This window comes from Streptomyces sp. NPDC051214, assembly GCF_040682375.1.
Classification (GTDB): Bacteria; Actinomycetota; Actinomycetes; order Streptomycetales; family Streptomycetaceae; genus Streptomyces.
On sequence record NZ_JBFBAT010000005.1, the window covers coordinates 170,086 to 190,108 of the forward strand.

Here is a 20,023-nt window from a genome sequence, read left to right on the forward strand (position 1 = left end):
CAGCACTCGGTGAGACCCCCCGTTCACGGCGCACGCGGCACTGGCTGCCACAGGCGCCGATGTGGGTGGCGATGTACCACTCCGTGGACACCTGCGCGGACGACCCCTACAAGATCACCGTCACGCCCGAACGCCTCGCGGCCCAACTGCGCTGGCTGCGGCGCCAGGGCCTGCGCGGGGTGAGCATGTCGCGGCTCCTCACGGCGCGCGCCCGCGGCGAGGGACGCGACCTGGTCGGCCTCACCTTCGACGACGGATACACCGACTTCGTCGCCCACGCCCTGCCGCTCCTGCACCACTACGACTTCGACGCCACCGTCTTCGTGCTCCCCGGCCGCCGCGCGGGCGACAACGCGTGGGACCCGCTGGGCCCCCGCAAACCGCTGCTCGACGCGGCGGGCATCCGCGTCGCCGCCGCCGAGGGGATGGAGGTCGCCTCGCACGGCCTGACGCACGTCGACCTCACCCAGGCCGACGACCGGCTCCTGTGGCAGGAGACCAGCGGCAGCCGGGTCGCCCTGTCCGACCTCATCGGCCGCGAGGTGGAGGGCTTCTGCTACCCGTACGGCACCGTCGACCAGCGCGTGGTCGACACCGTACGAGCGGCCGGCTACCGCTACGCCTGTGCGATCTCCCCCGGCCCCCTGACCGGGATGCACGCCCTGCCCCGCGTCCATATCGGGCAGGAGGACACCGCCCTGCGGCTCCAGCTGAAGCTGCGGCTGAACCGGCTGCGCCGCCGCACGGTCCGCGAACCGGCGGTGAGCGAATGAAGGCCCTGCACATCATCACCGGCCTGGGAGTCGGCGGCGCCGAACAGCAACTGCGTCTGCTGCTACGCCACTTGCCCGCCCAGTGCGACGTCGTGACCCTCACCAACCCCGGCCCGGTCGCCGACGGCCTCACGGCCGACGGGGTACGCGTCGTCCACCTGGGCATGTCCGGCAACCGCGACCTGGGCGCCGTGCCGCGCCTGGTGAAACTCATCCGCGGCGGCGGATACGACCTCGTGCACACCCACCTGTTCCGCGCCTGCCTCTACGGGCGCATCGCCGCCCGCCTCGCGGGGACGCGCGCCGTCGTGGCCACCGAACACTCCCTCGGCGACGCGCAGATGGAGGGCAGGCCGCTGACCCCGGGCGTCCGTGCGCTGTACCTGACCGGCGAGCGCCTGGGGCGGGCCACGGTGGCGGTCTCCCCGTCCGTCGCCGAGCGGCTCAGCCGGTGGGGGGTGCCCCGGCAGCGCATCCACGTCGTGCCGAACGGCATCGACGTCGAGCGGTTCCGCTTCGACCCCCGCGCCCGGGTCGCCGTACGCCGTCGACTGGGCCTTCCGGACGAGGCGTTCGTCGTCGGCGGCGTCGGCCGGCTCGCCCCCGGCAAGCGTTTCGACGTCCTGCTGCGTGCCCTGGCCGCGCTGCCACGGGACGTGCGCGTCCTGCTGGTCGGCGGCGGTCCCGAGGAGGCCGGGCTGCGGGCTGCGGCGGCACGGCTGGGCGTCGCGGACCGCGTGGTGTTCGCGGGGGAGCAGTCCTACCTGTCCGAGGGGGCGGCCGGGCTCCCGGCGTTCCTCGCGGCCATGGACGTCCTCGCGTCGCCGTCCCCCGACGAGGCCTTCGGCCTGGCCGTCGTGGAGGGTCTCGCCGCCGGACTGCCGGTGGTCTACGTCCGGTGTCCCGCCGTCGAGGATCTCCCGCCGGACACCGCCCCCGGCGCCGAGCGCGTGCCGGGCGACGCGGACTCCTTCGCGGGGGCGCTGCTGCGGGCCAGATCGGCGGGGCCACGGCCGCGCCTCGCCCCGCAGGCCGCACGGCACTACAGCATCACCCGCAGCGCCGCACAGCTGATGCACGTCTACGAGGCAGCTGCCTCCGGCTCGACTCCGAGAGTGAGTTCCTGATGACCGATACCCTCAGCAGGCGGTACCGCCCAGCCGACCCGGCCCTGATGCTGGCCCGCGTGAAGCGGCTGCCCGCGTGGTGGCTGCTGCCCGCCGGGGCCGCGCTCGGCGCCCTCACCGGCGGCGTGTACGGCGCGGTCGCGACCCCCGAGTACACCGCGACCAGCTATGTGATCGCCGTCCCGCAGAAGGACTCCGACCCCACCGCCGCGCTGGGCTTCGCCACCGCGTACGGCCGCGTCGCCACGCAGATCGCGGTGCTCGGCGACGCCCAGGTGGAGTCGGGCGTCTCGCCGGAGACACTGCGCGAGAGCGTGCGGGCCGCCACCTCGCCCGACGCCCCGATGATCTCCATCTCGGCGACGGCGGCCAAGCCGGGCAAGGCCCGCGACATCGCCAACGCGGTCTCGCGCTCCCTGACCAACAACGCGAACCACACCAAGGACAGCACGCGGGTACGCCTCCTGCAGCTCTCCCGGGCGGTGCGGCCCGAGGCCCCCGCTTCGGCGTCGGCGCCCATGACCGCCCTGGTGGGCGCCTGTGCGGGAGGCCTGCTCGGGGGGCTGGCCCTCCTCGTACGGCCGCGCCGCGGCGAGGACGCACCGTCGGCCGCGGTACCGGGCCCCGCGCAGTCCGCCGACATCGACCGGGAGAGGTGACGGGCGTGGCGGGCGACGCCCTGAAGGCCGAACTCTGCACGGACGAGGCGGAGTTCGGGCGCCTCGCGTCGGCGTGGGCCCGGCTGCACCGCACGTGCCGGACGGCGACGCCGTTCCAGAGTCATGCGTGGCTGCACTCGTGGTGGCTCTCCTACGGCACGCGCGGGCGGCTGCGCGTGGTCCTCGTGCGCAAGGACGGCGAGCTGGTCGCCGCGGCGCCGCTGATGCGCGCGTACCTCCCGCTCCCGGCGCTCGTACCGCTGGGCGGCGCGATCTCCGACTTCACCGATGTGCTGATCGACGACACCTGCGCCGACGAGGCCGCGGACGCGCTGGCCGAGGGCCTGGCGAAGCTGGCCCGCGGTGCCCTGATCGACTTCCGCGAGGTCCGCTCCGGAGCCGCGGTGGAACGCATCTACGAACGCTGGCGCGGGCCCCGGCTCCGCCTCGCGGACTCGCTCTGCCTGGAGCTGCCCGCCACGTCGATGGAGGAGCTGCTCGGGCGGCTTCCCGCACCGCGGGCCCAGCGGGCGCGCGCCAAGATCCGGAAGCTGGACGCGCTCGGCGTCGAGCGACGGGTCGTACGGCACGACGAGGTGGACGCGTCGGTGCGCACGCTCCTTCAGCTGCACCAACTCCAGTGGCAGGGCCGCAAGGTGACGTCCGAGCATCTGCAGCCGCGGTTCTCCGAGCACCTCATCAGGTCGGTGGGGCTCATGGTCAGGTCGGGCGACGCGGTGGTCACCGAGTTCCGGCTCGACGACGACGTGGTGGCGGCCGATCTGACCCTCCTCTCGCCCCACCTCGTCGGCGGCTATCTGTACGGGGCGCACCCGCGGCTCCGCGAGCGGAAGGTGGACGTGGCGACGATGCTCCTGAACGCCTGCACGCAGCATGTCGAGGGCGAGCGGAGCCGGGTGCTCAGCCTCCTGCGCGGCAACGAACCGTACAAGCACCACTGGCGCCCCGAGGAAGCCACCAACCACCGGCTCCTCCTCGCCCGTCGGCGCACCGCCCCCGTGCTGCGGGCCGCCGCGTGGGAGGCGGCGGCCCGCAGCAGGGGCAAGGAGTTCCTGCGCAAACGCCGAGAACGCCGGGAACACCAGGAACTCCGGGAGCGCCCGGCGAAAACCTGAGCGCTCCCGGGCGGACCCGCCTACGACCGCTTGTACCAGTCCAGGCGCATGCACAGCTTCCCGCCCAGCCAGTGCTCGACCCAGTCGCCCAGGTTCAGCGGGGAACAGTTCGGCGGCTGCGTGGGCTGCGTCGGTTGCGTCGGCTCCGGGGTGGTCGGTCCGGTGTCCGTACGGCCGAAGAGCAGCGAGCGGTAGGCCTTGGACGACCTGGGATTCTCCTCGCACTGCCACACGCCGTGCGGGCAGTAGTCGGTGACGGTGTTGTACAGCGGTTTGTGCTCGTCCATCCAGGCGAGCATCTTCCGCATGTATTCCTCGTTGTCGCCGTTACGGAAAAGGCCCCACTCCGGGTAGGAGATCGCCTTGCCGTGCGCCTTGGCGAATTCCACGTGCTGCTTCAGTCCGTACGGCTCGCTGACCTGCTCGGCGAAATCGGTGCCCGTCGGCTGGTCGTACGAGTCCATGCCCACGATGTCCACGACGTCGTCGCCCGGATAACACTGCGTCCAGGGAATGGCGTCCCGGCCCCTGTTCGGCGTGAAATCGAACTTGAACTTCTGGCCCGGCACCGAGCGCATCGTCGTGACGATGCGTTTCCAGTACTTCTTCCAGGACTCCGGATCGGGACCGCATCGATGGGTGTACGTGGTGCCGTTCATCTCCCAGCCGAGCACCACCACGGTGTCCGGCACATCGAGCTTCACCAGCCGCTCGGCGAGGGTGCGGTAATGCTCGTCGAACTCACCCGCGGCGCCCCGGCGGAGCAGCGAACGGACCTCCCAGTCGCCGACGCGGTCCTCGTTGCGCTCCATCATGGGGACGTTGAGCACGAAGAGCCGGTCATCTTTCGCGCGCCGCCACTCGGCCCAGCTCTCCAGGAAATTCGGCGCCCCCTCGATGTTGCTCCACCGGTCGCCCGGCAGGTAGGTGTGCCCGACGCTGAGCTCGGCGCCGCCCAGCCATGTGCTGAGCTCGGCCATGCGCTCCACGCCCTGCGGCCCGTAGGTGAGGTAGGCCCCGAAGGCGGGCTTCGTGCCGGCCTGGGAGGCCGGTGGACCGGGGTCCTGGCCCGCGCCCCACGCGTGGCCGGATCCGACGGCGAGCGCCGCTGACAGGACGATTCCGGTGGCGGTGAATGCGAGTCGTCTACTGGGGGTCCGGCGTCTCTGCAAGGCCATGGTCGCTCCTCATGCTGCTCCTCATCCACTGACACTCAGTCATATGTATTTCTATTGCGCCAATCGAGCCGCTAATCCTCTGGGCGTGCCCATCGCCCGCATGGGGGACGGAATTGAGAGAATTTGGCCGTGCTCACTCTCGACACCCGGGTCCCCGCGGTTCTGCTGCGGATCGACCGGAACCCTTTTCATCACGGAACACTCGGAGCCGTCCGGTCATTGGGCCGCGCCGGAGTGGAGGTGCATGTGGCGGCCGCGGATTCCGCGGAAAGCCCGGTGCGCAGATCCCGCTATCTGCACCAGACGCACCCCCCGCCCCCGCCGGGCGCGTCACTCCGGGAGATCGCCGTCGTACTGCGCCGCATCTCCCACCGGGTCGCCAGGCCGTCCGTGCTGATCCCGATGGACGACGCGGGCGCCCTCGCGATCGGCCGACTGCAGAGGGAGCTGGCCGAGACCTACCTCCTGCCCGACCAGGCCCGCGGACTCGCGGAACGGGTCGCCGACAAGGCCACGCTGACCGAGGTGTGTGCCGAGGCGGGCATCCCGCACCCGGTGACCCTCCTGCCCGAGACCCCGGCCCAGGCAGCGGCCGCCGTACGCCAGTTGGGCCTGCCCTTAGTGGCCAAGTGGAGCCGCCCGTGGCTGGTCCCCACCGGGACGGGGCTGCGCAGCACGGTCCTGGTGCGGTCGGCAGGGCAGGCCCAGGAGCTGTACCGGCGCAGCGAGGAGGCGGGCAGCCGCCTGCTCCTGCAGGCCTTCCTGCCGGACGCCCCCGGCCACGACTGGTTCGTGCACGGATACGTGGACCGCGCGGGAGCCGTGCGCGGCGGCGGCTCCGGGCGCAAGCACCGCTCCTGGCCGCGCGGTGCGGGCCTGACGGCGGTGGGCGAGTGGACACCCGACCCGGGTTTGCGGGCCGCCGTGGACAGACTCGTCGGCACCCTGGGCTACCGGGGCATCTTCGACCTGGACTTCCGGGTGGACCCCGCGACCGGCGAGCACTGTCTGCTCGACTTCAACCCGCGGCCCGGCGCCCAGTTCCGGCTCTTCGCCGACGGCACCGACCTGGACGTGGTGCGCGCCCAGCACCTGGACATGACCCACCGGCCGCTGCCGACCGCCGCCGCCCTCCCCGGCCGCTCCTTCGTCGTGGAGAACTACTCCCCTCTGGCCGCCCTGCGCGCCCTGACGGCGGCTGGCCCCGCCTCCACCGCGGCACACCGCCGCGAGTTCGCCTGGCACGCCCAGGACGACATGGCCCCCGCCCGCGCCCTGTGGATGCTGTGGTCCCGGCACGTGACACGGCGGGCCCTGGGCCGCATGCGGCGGACGGCGCGCCCGACGGCCCCGGCCGCGCCGCCGGCGCCCGTACCGACGACAAGAGAGCGAGCAGTCGCTGATGCATGACCTGTTGGTTGTCGGAGCCGGTCCCTACGGGCTCTCCATCGCCTCACACGCCGCGGGCGCCGGACTCGACGTACGCGTCTTCGGCAGACCCATGGCGTCCTGGCGCGACCACATGCCGCGGGGCATGTTCCTGAAGTCGGAGCCCTGGGCGTCGAACCTGTCCGACCCCCGGCGCCGCCACGGCCTGGCCGCGTACTGCGAGCGCAACGGAACGCGGGCCCGGCACGGCGAACCCCTCTCCGTGGAGACGTTCGCCTCGTACGGCCTGTGGTTCGCCCAGCACGCCGTGCCTGACGTCGACGAGCGCATGGTGGCCAGGGTCGGCACCTGCCCCGGGGGCTTCGAGGTGGTCACCGACGACGGCCAGGCCATCCGGAGCCGCACGGTGGCCCTCGCCGTCGGCGTGCTGCCCTTCGTCGAGATCCCCGCCGCGCTGCACGGCCTCGGCGCGCCACACGTCTCGCACAGCAGCCACCACCGGGACCTGGACCGCTTCCGCGACCGGGACGTCACCGTGATCGGCGGCGGCCAGGCCGCCCTGGAGACCGCGGCGCTCCTCGCCGAGCAGGGCACGCGCGTACGGGTCCTCGCCCGGTCGGACCGGCTGAACTGGAACGCCGTGCCGCCCGCCTGGAAGCGCCCGTGGCGGGAGTCCGTCCGCGCCCCGCACAGCGGCCTGGGCTGCGGTTGGCGCAACTGGTTCTACGCCGAGGTGCCGGGCGGCTTCCGGCGGCTCCCCGAGGCCACCCGCGCCCGCGTCTCGGCGTCGGCGCTCGGCCCGGCGGGGGCCTGGTGGGTGCGCGACCGGGTCGAGTCACGCGTCGAGGTGCTGCTCGGCCACGAGGTCGCCACGGCGTCGGTCGCATCGGGCCGGGTGCGCCTGGCGACCGTCGGGAGCGACGGCGCGGGCCCGGACCTCGACACGGACCACGTCATCGCGGCCACCGGCTTCAGGGCGACCAGCGCTCGCCTCGGCCTGCTCGACCCCGGCCTGCGCGGCAGCCTGGCGGTGAACGCCGCCGAAGAGCCGTGCGCCTCCGCGGAGTTCGAGTCCTCGTACCCCGGCCTGTTCCTGGCGGGCCTGGTCACGGCGTCCAGCTTCGGCCCGGCCATGCGCTTCGTGCACGGCGCCTCTTTCACGGCCGGGAGGCTGGTACGAGGCGTCCAACGCAGCCTGCGCCGCACTCCGTTGAGCTCCACCGTTCCGGCGCCGGCCGGCGGGCGAGGGCGCCGTGCGCTCCTGGGCGCCGTCAAGCGCTGAGCCGCAACCCGGCTCCTGGGGACCCGATCAGGTGATGCCCTCGGCGAACGGGTGAATCGGTTCTTCGTCCCGGGCGATCAAGTGGTGGACTCTGTCGTATGGGACGGGCCTGGTTGCCCTCCGCCAGCCGTCGGCTCCATGCCGTGGGTAGGCAACACCCCCTTCGCGGGCCGGCCCCCCTCCCGTTCTGGCGGGGAAGAGACCCTCGGGTGTCTCTTCCCCGCCAGCGGCTTGTCCGGGCGGACTAGCGGCGCGAAGAGGCGAACCCGCGGCGGTACAGAATCCCGCCGCCGACCAGCAGAGCGGCGCTCGCGGCGGCCGCGGCGAGCAGGTCGTGGTCACTTCCGGTCTCGGCGAGCCGGGCGACGGTGTCCGGCGCCTCCTGCGCGGCCGACTGCACCTGCCGGGCGGCCGAGGTCGAGGACGCGGCGTGCGGAGGCCGGCCGGCCTCCGTGGGCGGCATGGCGCGGTCGACGGGCGGCTCGGCGGCCCGGGGAGGCGTCTCGGGGGTGGAGGGCGAATCGGGCGAGGTGGGCGTCTCGTGCCCCGGGGACGTCGGCGCGGACGCTCCGTTGGCGCAGCCGTTGCCGGCGGCCGGGTTGAGCAGACCCACCACGTCGACGGTGTTGCCGCAGGCGTTGACCGGCACGTCCGCGGGCGTCTGCACGTTGTTGCCCGTCAGGACGCCGGGCGAGTGACTGGCCGTGCCCTGAGCCGTCGACTGGGTGCCCGCGTGCGTGCCCGAGTGGGACCCGCCGTCCGAGTCGTCGCCGTACCCGTGGCCGTGGCCGCCGCCCGTCCTGGTCTCCGCGCGCTCCTGCGAAGGCGCTCGGTGCGGGGCGTCGGCGTGCCTGTGCGGGGCGCTGGTGTTCGCGCAGCTGTTGCCCATGGCGGGGTTGCCCACGCCGACCACGTTCGCGCTGTTGCCGCAGGCGTTCACCGGCACTTCCACGGGGGCCTGCACGCTGTTCCCGGACAAAATTCCGGGCGAACCCGTCGCGCCGCCGTCCGCGCCCGCGGCGTACGCGTTCGAGCCGGACAGGGAGAGGATGCTGGTCGCGGCCGCGGTCGCGAGCATTCCTTTACCAATGACCTGTCGCATCTAGTTGTCTTCCTCTGAGCAGTGGAAAGCCGGCCTTGGAGTCGTAGCGACGTCCAAGGCCGGCCATGAGAGTCACAGCCAGGTGGCTGGTGCTACCTCAGGTGTTGGCGCAGGTGTTGCCGAACGTCGGGTTCAGCAGGGCGATGATGTCGACGGTGTTGCCGCACAGGTTGACCGGGACGTGGACCGGGACCTGGACGACGTTGCCGGAGAGGACGCCCGGGGAACCGACGGCCGCACCCTCGGCGCCGGCGTCGGCGAACGCGGGGGCCGCCATGCTCATGGCCATCACGACACCGGCGATGATCGTTGCGCTCTTCTTGTGCTTCACAGATGTTCCCTTCTCTGTGGTCATGCCGATCTGGCAGTCGAAACCGAGCGAGAACCACATTGCGTCCCGCTCCATGACCCGCAGTCTGCAAACGAGTTGACGGTCCGGAAGAAACCGTCGATTTTCGACCAACCAGTAAATTCACCCGAATTAACGCATGCAAAAACGAAGAAGCTCGGGCTGCCAGGCCTTGGAACAGGCAGGCAGCCCGAGCGTTCTCACGCCGGCAGATCAGCCGTTGAGCTCTCCGTTCCCGGACAGGACCGGGATGTCGTTCAGGATGTGCGACAGCGGCTCGTCGCCCTTGGCCTGCGTGGAGTTCTCGGTGCACTGCTGGTTCTGCGGCGCCGACAGGATCGGGATGTCCTGGACTCCGACGTTCACGAGCGCGACGAGCGACTGGAGGTTCGCCTTGACCGGGAGACCGACACAGGGCTTGTTCAGCGAACCCTGGACGAGGGAGAGCTGGGGGCTCATGTCGCCGTGCGTCGCAGAGTTGCCGTACGCCTGCTTGGCACCGTTGCCGCTGAGGGATGTGGTGCCGTGGTCGTCACCGATGGCCAGCGCCGAAGGGGCCGCGGCAGCGGACATACCGACGACGGAAACGGCAACCGCCGCCGTGGCCATAGCCTTCTTCATCATTTTTGTGTGTTCCTTTTCTGGCAGAAGCTCGAGTCACTGCACGCTGACCAACCGGTCGGCAGGAGTTTGAGTTTCGGGACTTCACTCGTTTGGTTCCGTGTCAGCCCATCGTTGGGCCATCAGAGTGAAACGGAGCAACCATGCGCAGGGCGTGGAGTTAATCAGAGCGCTCCGGCGAACGGGGTTTCTCCAGAAGGGAATTACTTGTGATTAAGAAGGGTATGGCTGCAGCCGCGGTTGCCGTCTCCGTCGTCGGCATGTCGGCCGCCGCCGCTCCGTCGGCCATGGCGATCGGTGACGACCACGGCACCACGTCGCTCAGCGGCAACGGCGCTCAGCAGGCGTACGGCAACTCCGCCACGTACGGCAACATGAGCCCGCAGATGGCGCTGATCCAGGGTTCGCTGAACAAGCCCTGCATCGGTCTCCCGGTCAAGGCGAACCTCCAGTCGCTCGTCGCGCTCGTGAACGTCGGAGTCCAGGACATCCCGATCCTGTCGGCGCCGCAGAACCAGCAGTGCACCGAGAACTCCACGCAGGCCAAGGGCGACGAGCCGCTGTCGCACATCCTGTCCGACATCCCGGTGCTCTCGGGCAACGGCAAGGGCAACAGCTGATCCCCCTCGCACTGCACAGCGGGCCGCCGTTCACCGGCGGCCCGCTGCCGCGTTCCGTGCTCTCCGCGGTCCCCTGCCGTCAGCCCCTCGGCCAGTGATCGCGTGACATCAGAGCTTGCCATTCCTGGTCCGGGCGGCCCGGAACGGTTTTTCCCTGCCGTTCCCAGGAAGCCTGCAGTGACCTGAAGATGGGATCATCGACGCGGCTTTCCGGAGAATTCCTGCTCACCGGGATGAGGCCCTGCCGCTTCCATTCATGCGTGAAGTCAGCCATGTTCCCTCGCCATCGACGGGCGTGTGTCGGACCATCTGTTCCAGGCGTGGAATCCAGGGAAACCGAACAGCTTAGGGCGAACGAGTTGTTGTTCCTGCGTGCCGTGAACTCTCGTGCTCCGCAGTGGCGTAGAGCGGTTTACCGTTTCTTCGTCCCGGTTCCCCCGCAGCGGAGTCCAGCTTGCGCACTCACTTGCACCCACCGACCGGAGCCCGGCGCGCGCCAAAACTGCGGGTCGCCGTTCCGGGGGCTCTTCTGATCGGCGTCACCATTGCGATGGGAAATGCCACGGCGCTGCCGCTGCCTGTTCAACGCGTCGATGTCTTCGGCGACATGAAGAATCGACCGAACGAGGGAAGCGGTACGAATATCCTCCTGATGGGGACGGACGGCCGCGACACCATCACACGCAAGGAGAAGCGGGACTATCGCGCGGGCGGGGTCGCCTGTGACTGCACGGACACGCTCATGCTGGTCCACGTCTCCGAGGCGGGGGACCGCGTCAGCGTCGTCAGCCTCCCCAGGGACTCTCACGCCGACATCCCGGCGCACCGCGACAAGGCCACCGGGAAGGTGCGTCCCGCGCGCACGGGGAAGATCAACGGCGCCTACGCGCAGGGCGGTCCCGCGCTGTCGGTGCGGACGGTCGAGGCGATGACCGGCGTACGCGTCGACCGGTATCTGCAGCTCGACTTCCGGCGCTTCATGGACAGCGTCGACACGGTGGGCGGCGTGCGGGTCTGCACGCCCCGCCCCCTCAAGGACAAGACGACGAAGCTCGACCTCGCGCCCGGCAGTCACCTGCTCAACGGCGGCCGGTCCCTGCAGTACGTCCGCTCCCGGCACGTGGACACCAGCGCCGACTTCGGGCGGATCCAGCGCCAGCAGCGCTTCCTGGTCGCCGCGATGGGCGCCGTACGTACGGGCAACGTCCTGGCCGACCCGGTCAGGGCCGCGCAGCTCGGCCGGGCGCTGGCCGGCGCGGCGTCGGTCGACCGGGGGTTCAGCACCGAGCAGATCCTGCAGCTCGCGACGGAGCTCGGCAGAATCCCGGCGTCGTCCATGGAGTTCACCACCGTGCCGGTCAGCGGCTTCAGCGCGAACGGCTCACTCCGGTGGGACCGGGCCAAGGCCGACGAGGTCTTCACGGCCCTCGAGCGGGACCAGCCCCTCACGGACCCCGACTCGCAGGCCAGGCTGAGTGATCCACCGCGGTTCGGCAGCCCGGCGACCGTACGCGGCGACACCCTGGAATGCCGTTGACGGTGCTCTGATTACTACGCCAACCGGGTCGAACGTCGCAACCATCACCGTGTCAGACAGTTGATCATCACGCGGCTCTGCCAAGGGAGCCCGCTCTTGAAGGGAATCAAAATGAACAAGCTGTGGGCATCCGCGGCCATTGCCGCCTCTGTCGCCGGAATCTCGGCAGGGATGGCCCCCCAGGCCCTGGCGATCGGTGACGACCGAGGCACCACGTCGCTCAGCGGCAACGGCGCCGAGACGGCGTTCGGCAACTCCGCGACCAAGGGCAACCAGAGCCCCCAGCTCACGCTCGTCCAGGGCACGCTGAACAAGCCCTGCGTCGGTATCCCGGTCAAGGCGAACCTCCAGTCGCTCGTCGCGCTCGTGAACGTCGGAGTCCAGGACATCCCGATCCTGTCGGCGCCGCAGAACCAGCAGTGCACCGAGAACTCCACGCAGGCCAAGGGCGACGAGCCGCTGTCGCACATCCTGTCCGACATCCCGGTGCTCTCGGGCAACGGTCAGGGCAACGGCTGATCTTGCTCCAAGGGGCCGGCCGTCGTCGTGCCGGCCGGCCCCCTCGGCTCTCGCCGTGTCGCCTCCACGGTGTGGGGGCGACACGCCGGGGGTAGAGGCCCGGCGTGATTGAACTCGCCGAGATGATCGCGCAGTTACGTGGGGAACTCGCCGCCGCCATGGCCGCGGCGCAGGACGCCGATGACGACACGCTGCGCTTCGAGCTGGGTCCCGTACAGCTGGAGGCGGAGTTCGCCGTACAGCGGTCCGCCGGTGCGGACGGCAGGATCCGCTTCTGGGTCGTCGAGGCAGGTGCCTCCGGCCAACAGGCGCACAGCACCACCCATCGCGTCACCCTCAGCCTGGAGCCCCGCGTCCGCGACACCGATCAGCGGCCCTGGGTCAGCGGTGACCGGACCCCGCGCGAACGCTGAGCCCGGACACCATGCGGGCGGCAGAGGGTCTTGAGGCGGCGCGGGTCGCCGAGGTGCTGGTGGAGAGGCCGGGCGGATCGCCCGGACGACGCGGGTCCGGATACCGCGTGGGGGACAGGTCCGTGCTGACGGCCGCACATGTGGTCGCCGGGCCGGTGACGTCGTTGCGGGTGCGCTTCGACGCCGATCTGCCGGGGGAGTGGAGCGCCGACGTACGCGTCGTGCTGCTCGCCGAGGCGGTGGACCTGGCGCTCCTGGAGATCACGACCGAACCGCCCGAGCGGTGCCCGGCCGTCGAGAGCCCCCGTTACGGCGCCGTGCCCGAGTCCGACGTGGTGCTCACCGTCAGCGCCATGGGCTTTCCCCGCTTCAAGCTGCGGGACGACCGGATGCGCCTCCTGGACGACGGCGCCCCCAGCCAGTACCGCGACTCCTGCCATGTCTCGGGGACCGTCTCCGCCCTGTCCAACCGCCGCGAGGGCACACTCGAACTGGCCGTTCTCGCGCCGCGCGAGGACCCCGAACCGGAGCGCTCGCCCTGGGAGGGAATGTCCGGCGCGGTGGTCTGGTCCGGCGGTGCACTCGTCGGTGTCATCAGCGCCCACCACCGCTCGGACGGTTTGGGGCGGCTCGCGGCGCACAGGGTGGAGCACTGGTACGGCGCACTGTCCTCGGCCGAGTTGGAACGCCTGCACGTGGACGCGGGCCTGCCGCTGCCCGGAGGGCTCGCCTCCGCGGCGGGAGCGGAGGGGCCGGCGGCGCCTCCCAGCCTGGCGCATCTCCCCTCTGACCTGCCCTTGCGTGAACTCATGCCGCTGGTTGACGCGTTGACGCGCGTACCGTCCCTGAAGGACCCGGGCAGCCTGGCTCTGCTGCTCGCCAGCATCGACGGGGAGATCGCCGCGAACCGGCCGAGGGACCACAGACTCAGGATGGACATTTACGGCATCGTCCACACCTGCCTCCGCTATCGGGGCACACTCGATCAGCTCCTGGAGACCGTCCGGCTCCTGGAGGGGCCGTCCGCGGAAGTGGCGGCCGTCGACCGCGAGGCAGCTCAACTGGCCAAGCGATACTGCTGACTTGATGTCGGGCACGGCTCGGATGCGGGGTTTCGCAGCGTGCCGTGCTGGGTCATCATGAGGGGGAAAGGGATGGCGCATGCACGGAATCACGGAGGGGGACTTGGCAGCCGTGGAGCAATCGATGCCTGCCGTCGAGTCCGATCTCGTAGATCTCTCGGGGGTTTCTCTTGAAGCGCTGCTCTCCATGGACGGCAGTGCCATCGCGGGGTCGCTCGAACCCCTGCTGCGCCACATCGACGACGCCCGCGCCGTCACCATGTCGTACAGCCCCTCCCGCTTCGACTGACCCGGCCGCGGCCCTCGCCGCGCCGTGGAGCACCCATGTCGGATAGCCGTGGGGCGGCCATGTCGGACGGGCGCACGGCGACGAAGGGCCTGGCGTTCCACCGGCTCTCGGCGCCGAGCGTTCTCGCTCTCGCGCGGGGCGAGGGCGGCGGCGCGGCGGTGGAGGAGCTCCTCACCGCCGAGCGCAGCCGCCGTCTGCTGCTGGTGCGGGCCCTCGCCGACAGCCTGGGCGAGGGTGACCCGCCGCATCCCGCGGGGACGGCCCCCATGGCGCACCGGGCGGCCTGGACGCTGCTCGCGCGCACCCAACAGCGCGCGCCCCGGGTGTTCGAAAACATCCTGATGAGCCCGCAGACCGGCATGTGGCTGTCGCTCGCCCTGCGCAGGCTGCGCGGCGCGACGGCGTACGAGGACGCGCCCCTGTGGGTGGTCGCGGGGCACCTTTCGGCGCTTGCCGCCGCCGTCGGCGCGCGGGCCGGCCTCGACTTCTCCCTGACCGTTCCGGTACGCCACGGCCGGGTGCCGCTGCCTACTCTGGGGTGCGCGGTGTTCGCGGACGCGGCCGAGCCGTGGGGTACGGCCCAGGTCGACGCGCGGGAGGGGCGGCTGCGGATCACCGCGGGCCGGGAGACGGTGACGGCCGGGCCCGAGTGGTCCCGTTCGGCGCCGGGCTGGCACGCGGTGCGCCGACTTGAGCTGGAGCCGACAGGCCCCGGGAAGGTCCTGCTGCTCGACGAGTTGGACCCCTATCGCACGTTCCCGCACCCGAGCCCGCCCCGCCTCCTGTCCGCCGATGAGGCGCGGACCTGGCAGGAGCTGCTCACCGGCGCGTGGGAGATCCTGCGGCGCGACGAGCCGCAGAGCACGGAGGCGATGCGCGTCGGTCTGATGTCGCTCGCGCCCACCCCGGCCAGGGAGAGATACCGGCCGCACAGCGTCACGGCCGGGGACGCGTTCGGCGGCGTCATGGCGTCGCGTCCCGACGACGTGGCACAGCTCGCCGCGACGCTGGTGCACGAGTTCCAGCACACCAAGCTGGGCGGCCTGATCCATCTGGGGCCGCTGAGCGAACCGTCGGCACCGCCGGGGGCGCCGGAGCAGCTCTTCTACGCTCCCTGGCGGGACGATCCGCGGCCGCTGGGCGGGCTGCTCCAGGGGATCTACGCCTTCGCCGGTGTGGCCCGGTTCTGGTCCGTCCACCGGCATGCGGCCGATGCCGCGTACGCCCCGATGGCCCACTTCGAGTTCGCTCTCTGGCGCGCCCAGGTGTCGTCGACCGTGGATCTCGTCCACCGCCACGACCGTCTGACCGCCCTGGGGCGGCGGCTCCTCGGCACACTGCGCGAGAGGTGCGAGGAGTGGATGGCCGAGCCCGTGCCGCCCGCCGAACTGGCGCTGGCACAGGAGGTCGCGGCCGACCACCGCGCCCGCTGGCGGGCCCACCACCTGCGGCCGCCCGCCGCGGCCGTTCAGGACGCGGTGGAGGCCTGGCGGCGAGGGGACGCACGGCCTCCCGCCGCGCTCGCCGCGCCGCCCGAACTCGCCCCGGTCGCCGACACCCGCTACCTGGACACCGCCGCCGTCCTGGCCCGCTACCGCCTCGGCGCCCCGGCGGCCGATCCGAGCGACATCGAGGGCGTCACCGCCGCCGACCTGCTGCTCGCGCGGGGTGACCTGAGCGGGGCGCGGGAGGCCTTCGTCACCCAACTCGCGGGCAAGGAGACGGCGTCCGACGCCTGGGCGGGGCTCGGCAGGGCCCTGGCCGGGGCCACCGAGCACAGGGACGCCTCCCGCCTGCTGCGCCACCACCCGGAGCGGGCGCGCGCCGTACAGAGCGCGCTGGAGCACGCCACGGGGCGGGGCGCCGATCCCGTGGAGCTCGCCACGTGGCTGGGGCTCGGGCCGGGCGAGACGGACCTGGACTAGCGCGGCGGGGGCGCGGGCCCCCGCCGGGGCCGGTTACAGCGGAACCGGGTCGATGTCGCAGTTGGCCCGCTGTCCTGCCTTGGCCTGGACGGTGGCCGGGTGCGGGGCGGCGTTCTCCGAGCGGAGCCGGGGCTCGTCGAGCACGCGCTCCATCCGTGCGATCGTGTCGGCCCGCAAGGTGTTTCCGTCGGCCTCCTCGCCCACCGCCACGAGGTCCGTCGCCAGGTTCACGGCGCAGGCCAGCGTGGTCGGGTGGTCCTCGCCGAGCGTGGCACGGCAGCGCTCGAGGGTCGCCTCACCGAGCACGCGCGCCGCGTCGTGGTCGCCGAGCGCGGCCAGGTCGCTGGCCAGGTTGATGGCGCAGGCCAGCGCGATGGGGTGGGCGGGGCCGAGCCGTTCGGTGAGCGAGGACAGGGCCGCTTCGTCGAGCCGGCGCGCCTCGTCGGCCCTGCCGAGCAGACGCAACGTCACCGCGAGGTCGATGTCCGCGGACAGGACGTGCGGGTGGCTCGGATTGAAGATCTCGCGGTACCCCTGGCAGGCCTTGACGCCGCGCTCACGGGCCGCCTGGAGGTCGCCGTTCTCGCGCAGGGCGATGGACAGGGTCAGGGCGGCGGAGAGCGACTGGGGGTGGTTGTCGCCGTACCTGCGGGTGAAGCGTGAGCTGGCGTCGAGGGCCATCTCCAGGGACCTGGCGTGGTCGCCCTCCTTGCGGCAGGCCTCGCTGAGCTGGCGCACCGTGCCGATGGCGGCGGGGTTCCCGCGGCCGAAGACCTCGCGATAGGCCATCATGACGGCCTCATGGCGGGCCCGTGCGCCGACGTAGTCCCCTGTCTCGCGCATGTCGATGGCGACGTTGAGCTCGGTGTGCAGCGTCTGCTGGTGGTCCTGGCCGAGGACGCGCAGCTTCAACGCCAGGGTCTGCTGGTCGAGTTCGTACGCCTGGCGGTACTCGCCCATCAGACGCAGGCTCACCGCGAGGTTGTGGGCGGTGTTGAGGGTGGTCGGGTCCTCCTCACCGAAGGCCCTGCGCGCCCGCTCGTACACCGTGGCGTCCAGCTGGGCGCCGAGGGCGAAGTCGCCTTCGACACGGCGCACGGCCGCCTCGAGGTTGATCGCGTCCAGGGCGTCTTCCCGGGAGTCCTCACGGTCGGTCGGCGCCGTGCGCTCGTAGATCGCCCTGATCTCGGCGACCAGGGCCGCGGCCTCGCGGTGGCGGCCGACGGCCCAGTAGAAGAAGCCCAGCCGCTGCCCCATGATGAGCGTCATCTGGTCTTCCTCGCCGAAGACGTCCCGCCAGGTCTGCCAGGCCCGCTCGGAGAAGTCGAGCGCCACGTCGTGGTCGCCCCAGTGGTAGAGGTACAGGGCGACGTTCAGGACGAGCTGGCGCACCCAGGGCTGGTCCGACTTGACCGCGTCGGACGCGATGACGTGGCTGTAGAGCTCCGCGTACTTGGGCCAGTTGGCCGGGGCGACCGGCGACTTGGGGTCCGCCGCGGCCAGCAGGGTGTGCGCCCCGTGCCGCATCCGGGCCTGCTCCTCGGGGGACATGCGGTTGTTCAGGACGAGCTGCACGAGACGGTGCATCTCGATGGAGTTCGTACGGTGGTCGATGCGGGCGAGGGAGTAGCGGTTCACTTCCCTTATGGCGCGCGCGAGCCGCATCGGGTCGTTCAGGGTCGCGTCGAGCTCGGGGAAGATGCTGCTGTTCCCGAGGCCGGAGAAGATGGACCGGGAGATCGGGTCCGGGGCGAAGTACGAGCAGAGCTGCAGCAGGCGCAGGGCCGAGGGGCTGCGGGTCTCCAGGTGGTCGAGGGAGACGTTCCACGCGGCCGCGACCGGCAGTTGGTAGTCCGGGGGAGGGGACGTCTCGAGAAGCTCGGTCCGCTTGTTCTCGAAGAGGCGCAGATACTCCGAAGCGGGCATGCCCGTCTCCGCACGCCACGCGGCCGCCTGCTCCAGAGCGAGCGGCAGGTCTCCGAGGGCCTCGGCGAGACGGTCGGCCTCGTCCTCCTGGAGGGGCGGTCCGGAGTGGCGCAGGAGTTCCTTGCTCTCCTCGCGGGTGAAGACGTCCACCTCGAGTGAGCCGCCGACCAGGCCCCACCGCCTGTTGCGGGAGGTGACCAGGATCGTGCCGTTGCCGCCGGTGGGGAAGTAGTGGCGTACCTGCTCGGGGTTGTCGGCGTTGTCGAAGATCAGCAGCCAGCGGGAGTACGGCCGGCCCTCGCGCAGTGCCTCACGCACCGCGGGGCCCGCGATGTTCGCCTCGGTGCTGGTCTCCAGGCCCAGGCGCCCGGCCAGTTCCACGAGCGCCTGACCGATCTGGCCGGGCCGCTCGGAGGGAATCCACCAGACGATGTCGTACTCACTCTGATGGCGATACGCGTACTCGATGGCGAGCTGGGTCTTGCCCACGCCGCCCATGCCGTGGATCGCCTCGGGAAGGACCGTGGTCGTGCCTTCGCGCAGACGCTCCCCGAGCAGTTCGAGCAGCTCCGCGCGACCGGTGAAGTTCGGGTTGCGGGGCGGCAGATTTCCCCAAACGCGCGGCAGTGATGTGCGGTCCCCCTCGATCGTTTGCTGGGGCGTAGTCGACATCACCAATGCTCCTTCGGGATGGGGCCGAGAGACGGGGGTCTGACCGCTTTTCTCCAGGCTGACGGCGTATCGACGATCGTGCCAGCCAAGTACCCCTGCCAGCAGGGCGGCGCGCTGCATGAAACGTCCGGAGAGTGCCCTCAGCGCGGCGAGTTCCACGCGCAGGAAGTCGATGTTCCGGCTGTTCACCCGGGGCATGGCCAGGGTGTCCAGCGGTTCGGCGGGGGAGGGGAGCAGCGAGGGGGTCTCCGTGCCGTCGGCCGCCAGTAACGCGCGTACGTCGTGCAGGATTCTCGCCGTGTCGCTGCGGCGGCCGAGGGCAAGGAGCTCCTCGCGGATGTCGGGGGCGAAGGAGAACGTCACGTCCGTGATGTCGTCGCCCTGTTCCCCGCTGGGCCGGACGAGGCCGCTCAGCAGGAGCTCGGAGGCGTGCACCGGGCCCGCTCCCGGCGTGGTCTCCAGGACTTTCCAGATGAGGGGGAGGCTGAGCGGTACGGCCGCTAAGCGCGTCGCCAGCGTGAAGGCCGTGGGAGAGGCGCCCGCGCGGAAGTCCGACACGCGCTCCGACGCGGGCACCGTGCTGCGCGGGTCGGGCACGTCGTTCGTCCAGGGCAGGGCGCGCGCGGCGTCGGGCCTGCGTTTCCACTCCCGCGCCCGGACGGCGGACATCTCGAGCCACTGCGGCTCGGGGCCCGTGAGGAGCTGGGTCCACGCCTCGGCCCAGCGGTTGGTCAGGGCCAGGACCGGCACGAGGACCGTGTCCCCCTCGACCCCCGGCTCGCCCGGGTCGCGCGACTCGACCGGCGCCTCGCGCAGCTCCCAGTCGAGCTCGCTGTTGGCCGCCCAGGGGTGAGCGGCGCGCAACCGCACCCGGCAGACGTCGAGGCCAGTGCGGAACCACAGCTGCTGGGGGAGCACGTGCACCACGGCGACCGGGCAGGTGCGGCCCCAGGCACGCAGCAGGGGCATGACGGCGCCCGACCGCCAGCCGGCCGCGAGGCCGTCGGTCAGGACGAGGATCACGCGGCGGGTGTCCGTGATGCCGCCGAGCGGTTCCTCGGGGCTGACCCGGGCGGGGTCGGTCTCGTCGGTGCCGCGCAGGCGCAGGACGCGTACGCGCGCGAAGTCCCCGCCGCGCTTCAGCTCACCGACCAGGTCGTCGACCGCCTGGTCCCAGACCTTCATGGTCAGATGGCCGTCGAGGACGAGGACCGCTTCGGCGCGCTCCTGTCCGCCGGCCCGGCCGGACCTGGCGCGGCCGAGTCGGCCGAGGACGGACGCGGCCTCACGTCGTGCCCGCGTAGCCGGTCCCCGCTGCCCTCCGTCGTCATGCATATGCGCCCTCAAGGCGTCGAGGCGGCCTGGACAGTTGTGCGGAGTCCCGCAGAGCGCGGGCGTGCGTGACATCCACAAGCGCAGCGTGA

The 20,023-nt window shown here is 71.6% G+C and carries 18 protein-coding genes; 13 read left to right on the forward strand and 5 right to left on the reverse strand.

Annotated elements, in window-relative coordinates:
• The first annotated feature begins 59 nt into the window (after positions 1-59).
• Genes AB0M70_RS14705 through AB0M70_RS14720 form a run of 4 tightly spaced genes read left to right on the forward strand, consistent with a single transcriptional unit; the run spans position 60 to position 3,695 of the window.
• Complete coding sequence (locus AB0M70_RS14705) at positions 60-773, forward strand: polysaccharide deacetylase family protein (RefSeq protein ID WP_365820675.1); 714 nt, start codon at positions 60-62, stop codon at positions 771-773.
• Complete coding sequence (locus tag AB0M70_RS14710) at positions 770-1,900, forward strand: glycosyltransferase (protein WP_365820117.1); 1,131 nt, start codon at positions 770-772, stop codon at positions 1,898-1,900. The genes AB0M70_RS14705 and AB0M70_RS14710 overlap by 4 nt, the downstream gene beginning before the upstream one ends.
• Complete coding sequence (locus AB0M70_RS14715; RefSeq protein WP_365820119.1) at positions 1,900-2,559, forward strand: lipopolysaccharide biosynthesis protein; 660 nt, start codon at positions 1,900-1,902, stop codon at positions 2,557-2,559. The genes AB0M70_RS14710 and AB0M70_RS14715 overlap by 1 nt, the downstream gene beginning before the upstream one ends.
• A 5-nt stretch (positions 2,560-2,564) precedes the next feature.
• On the forward strand, positions 2,565-3,695 hold the full coding sequence (locus AB0M70_RS14720; protein WP_365820121.1) for a GNAT family N-acetyltransferase: 1,131 nt from the start codon (positions 2,565-2,567) through the stop codon (positions 3,693-3,695).
• 20 nt (positions 3,696-3,715) lie between these two features.
• On the opposite strand, the gene AB0M70_RS14725 is transcribed toward AB0M70_RS14720, so the two are convergent.
• On the reverse strand, positions 3,716-4,873 hold the full coding sequence (locus tag AB0M70_RS14725) for a glycosyl hydrolase (RefSeq protein ID WP_365820123.1): 1,158 nt from the start codon (positions 4,871-4,873) through the stop codon (positions 3,716-3,718).
• Between the two features lie 129 nt (positions 4,874-5,002).
• On the opposite strand from AB0M70_RS14725, the gene AB0M70_RS14730 reads away from it, so the two are divergent.
• On the forward strand, positions 5,003-6,283 hold the full coding sequence (locus AB0M70_RS14730) for an ATP-grasp domain-containing protein (RefSeq protein ID WP_365820125.1): 1,281 nt from the start codon (positions 5,003-5,005) through the stop codon (positions 6,281-6,283).
• Complete coding sequence (locus tag AB0M70_RS14735; RefSeq protein WP_365820127.1) at positions 6,276-7,544, forward strand: NAD(P)-binding domain-containing protein; 1,269 nt, start codon at positions 6,276-6,278, stop codon at positions 7,542-7,544. Before AB0M70_RS14730 ends, AB0M70_RS14735 begins: the two co-directional genes overlap by 8 nt.
• 244 nt (positions 7,545-7,788) lie before the next feature.
• Here the strand turns inward: AB0M70_RS14735 and AB0M70_RS14740 are convergent, their stop codons facing one another.
• The 3 genes from AB0M70_RS14740 to AB0M70_RS14750 all read right to left on the reverse strand — a co-directional run bounded on the left by AB0M70_RS14740 (position 7,789) and on the right by AB0M70_RS14750 (position 9,619).
• Positions 7,789-8,646: a chaplin family protein gene (locus AB0M70_RS14740; protein WP_365820129.1), complete on the reverse strand. Its 858-nt coding sequence runs from the start codon at positions 8,644-8,646 to the stop codon at positions 7,789-7,791.
• 97 nt (positions 8,647-8,743) lie between these two features.
• Positions 8,744-8,935: a chaplin gene (locus AB0M70_RS14745; RefSeq protein ID WP_365820676.1), complete on the reverse strand. Its 192-nt coding sequence runs from the start codon at positions 8,933-8,935 to the stop codon at positions 8,744-8,746.
• Between the two features lie 273 nt (positions 8,936-9,208).
• Positions 9,209-9,619, reverse strand: coding sequence for a rodlin (locus AB0M70_RS14750; RefSeq protein ID WP_365820131.1), 411 nt, complete (start codon positions 9,617-9,619; stop codon positions 9,209-9,211).
• 206 nt (positions 9,620-9,825) lie between these two features.
• Here AB0M70_RS14750 and AB0M70_RS14755 point away from each other — a divergent pair, with 206 nt between their 5' ends.
• From AB0M70_RS14755 to AB0M70_RS14785, 7 genes are all read left to right on the forward strand, one after another.
• Positions 9,826-10,236, forward strand: a complete 411-nt coding sequence (locus AB0M70_RS14755) for a rodlin (RefSeq protein WP_344521470.1) — start codon at positions 9,826-9,828, stop codon at positions 10,234-10,236.
• A gap of 607 nt (positions 10,237-10,843) precedes the next feature.
• Entirely contained in the window at positions 10,844-11,773 is a 930-nt protein-coding gene (locus AB0M70_RS14760) for an LCP family protein (RefSeq protein WP_365820134.1), read from the forward strand.
• A 111-nt stretch (positions 11,774-11,884) separates the two neighbouring features.
• Positions 11,885-12,292: a rodlin gene (locus AB0M70_RS14765; RefSeq protein ID WP_365820677.1), complete on the forward strand. Its 408-nt coding sequence runs from the start codon at positions 11,885-11,887 to the stop codon at positions 12,290-12,292.
• A gap of 104 nt (positions 12,293-12,396) precedes the next feature.
• Entirely contained in the window at positions 12,397-12,705 is a 309-nt protein-coding gene (locus AB0M70_RS14770) for a trypco2 family protein (protein ID WP_365820136.1), read from the forward strand.
• Positions 12,706-12,716: 11 nt separating this feature from the next.
• Entirely contained in the window at positions 12,717-13,787 is a 1,071-nt protein-coding gene (locus AB0M70_RS14775) for a trypsin-like peptidase domain-containing protein (protein ID WP_365820138.1), read from the forward strand.
• Between the two features lie 79 nt (positions 13,788-13,866).
• Complete coding sequence (locus AB0M70_RS14780) at positions 13,867-14,076, forward strand: hypothetical protein (protein WP_363209049.1); 210 nt, start codon at positions 13,867-13,869, stop codon at positions 14,074-14,076.
• Positions 14,077-14,111: 35 nt separating this feature from the next.
• Positions 14,112-16,001, forward strand: coding sequence for an HEXXH motif domain-containing protein (locus AB0M70_RS14785; protein WP_365820140.1), 1,890 nt, complete (start codon positions 14,112-14,114; stop codon positions 15,999-16,001).
• Positions 16,002-16,034: 33 nt separating this feature from the next.
• On the opposite strand, the gene fxsT is transcribed toward AB0M70_RS14785, so the two are convergent.
• Positions 16,035-19,934 (reverse strand): FxSxx-COOH system tetratricopeptide repeat protein, encoded by a 3,900-nt coding sequence (fxsT, locus tag AB0M70_RS14790; protein WP_365820142.1) that lies wholly within the window; start codon positions 19,932-19,934, stop codon positions 16,035-16,037.
• Positions 19,935-20,023: the final 89 nt, after the last annotated feature.

Excerpts from the sequence above, each read along its gene's own strand:
- AB0M70_RS14705 (WP_365820675.1), top strand. The coding sequence starts at position 60 with ATGTGGGTGGCGATGTACCACTCCGTGGACACCTGCGCGGACGACCCC.
- AB0M70_RS14710 (WP_365820117.1), top strand. The coding sequence starts at position 770 with ATGAAGGCCCTGCACATCATCACCGGCCTGGGAGTCGGCGGCGCCGAA.
- AB0M70_RS14715 (WP_365820119.1), top strand. The coding sequence starts at position 1,900 with ATGACCGATACCCTCAGCAGGCGGTACCGCCCAGCCGACCCGGCCCTG.
- AB0M70_RS14725 (WP_365820123.1), bottom strand. The coding sequence starts at position 4,873 with ATGGCCTTGCAGAGACGCCGGACCCCCAGTAGACGACTCGCATTCACC.
- AB0M70_RS14735 (WP_365820127.1), top strand. The coding sequence starts at position 6,276 with ATGCATGACCTGTTGGTTGTCGGAGCCGGTCCCTACGGGCTCTCCATC.
- AB0M70_RS14740 (WP_365820129.1), bottom strand. The coding sequence starts at position 8,646 with ATGCGACAGGTCATTGGTAAAGGAATGCTCGCGACCGCGGCCGCGACC.
- AB0M70_RS14745 (WP_365820676.1), bottom strand. The coding sequence starts at position 8,935 with ATGGCCATGAGCATGGCGGCCCCCGCGTTCGCCGACGCCGGCGCCGAG.
- AB0M70_RS14750 (WP_365820131.1), bottom strand. The coding sequence starts at position 9,619 with ATGATGAAGAAGGCTATGGCCACGGCGGCGGTTGCCGTTTCCGTCGTC.
- AB0M70_RS14760 (WP_365820134.1), top strand. The coding sequence starts at position 10,844 with ATGAAGAATCGACCGAACGAGGGAAGCGGTACGAATATCCTCCTGATG.
- AB0M70_RS14765 (WP_365820677.1), top strand. The coding sequence starts at position 11,885 with ATGAACAAGCTGTGGGCATCCGCGGCCATTGCCGCCTCTGTCGCCGGA.
- AB0M70_RS14775 (WP_365820138.1), top strand. The coding sequence starts at position 12,717 with ATGCGGGCGGCAGAGGGTCTTGAGGCGGCGCGGGTCGCCGAGGTGCTG.
- AB0M70_RS14780 (WP_363209049.1), top strand. The coding sequence starts at position 13,867 with ATGCACGGAATCACGGAGGGGGACTTGGCAGCCGTGGAGCAATCGATG.
- AB0M70_RS14785 (WP_365820140.1), top strand. The coding sequence starts at position 14,112 with ATGTCGGATAGCCGTGGGGCGGCCATGTCGGACGGGCGCACGGCGACG.
- fxsT (WP_365820142.1), bottom strand. The coding sequence starts at position 19,934 with ATGCATGACGACGGAGGGCAGCGGGGACCGGCTACGCGGGCACGACGT.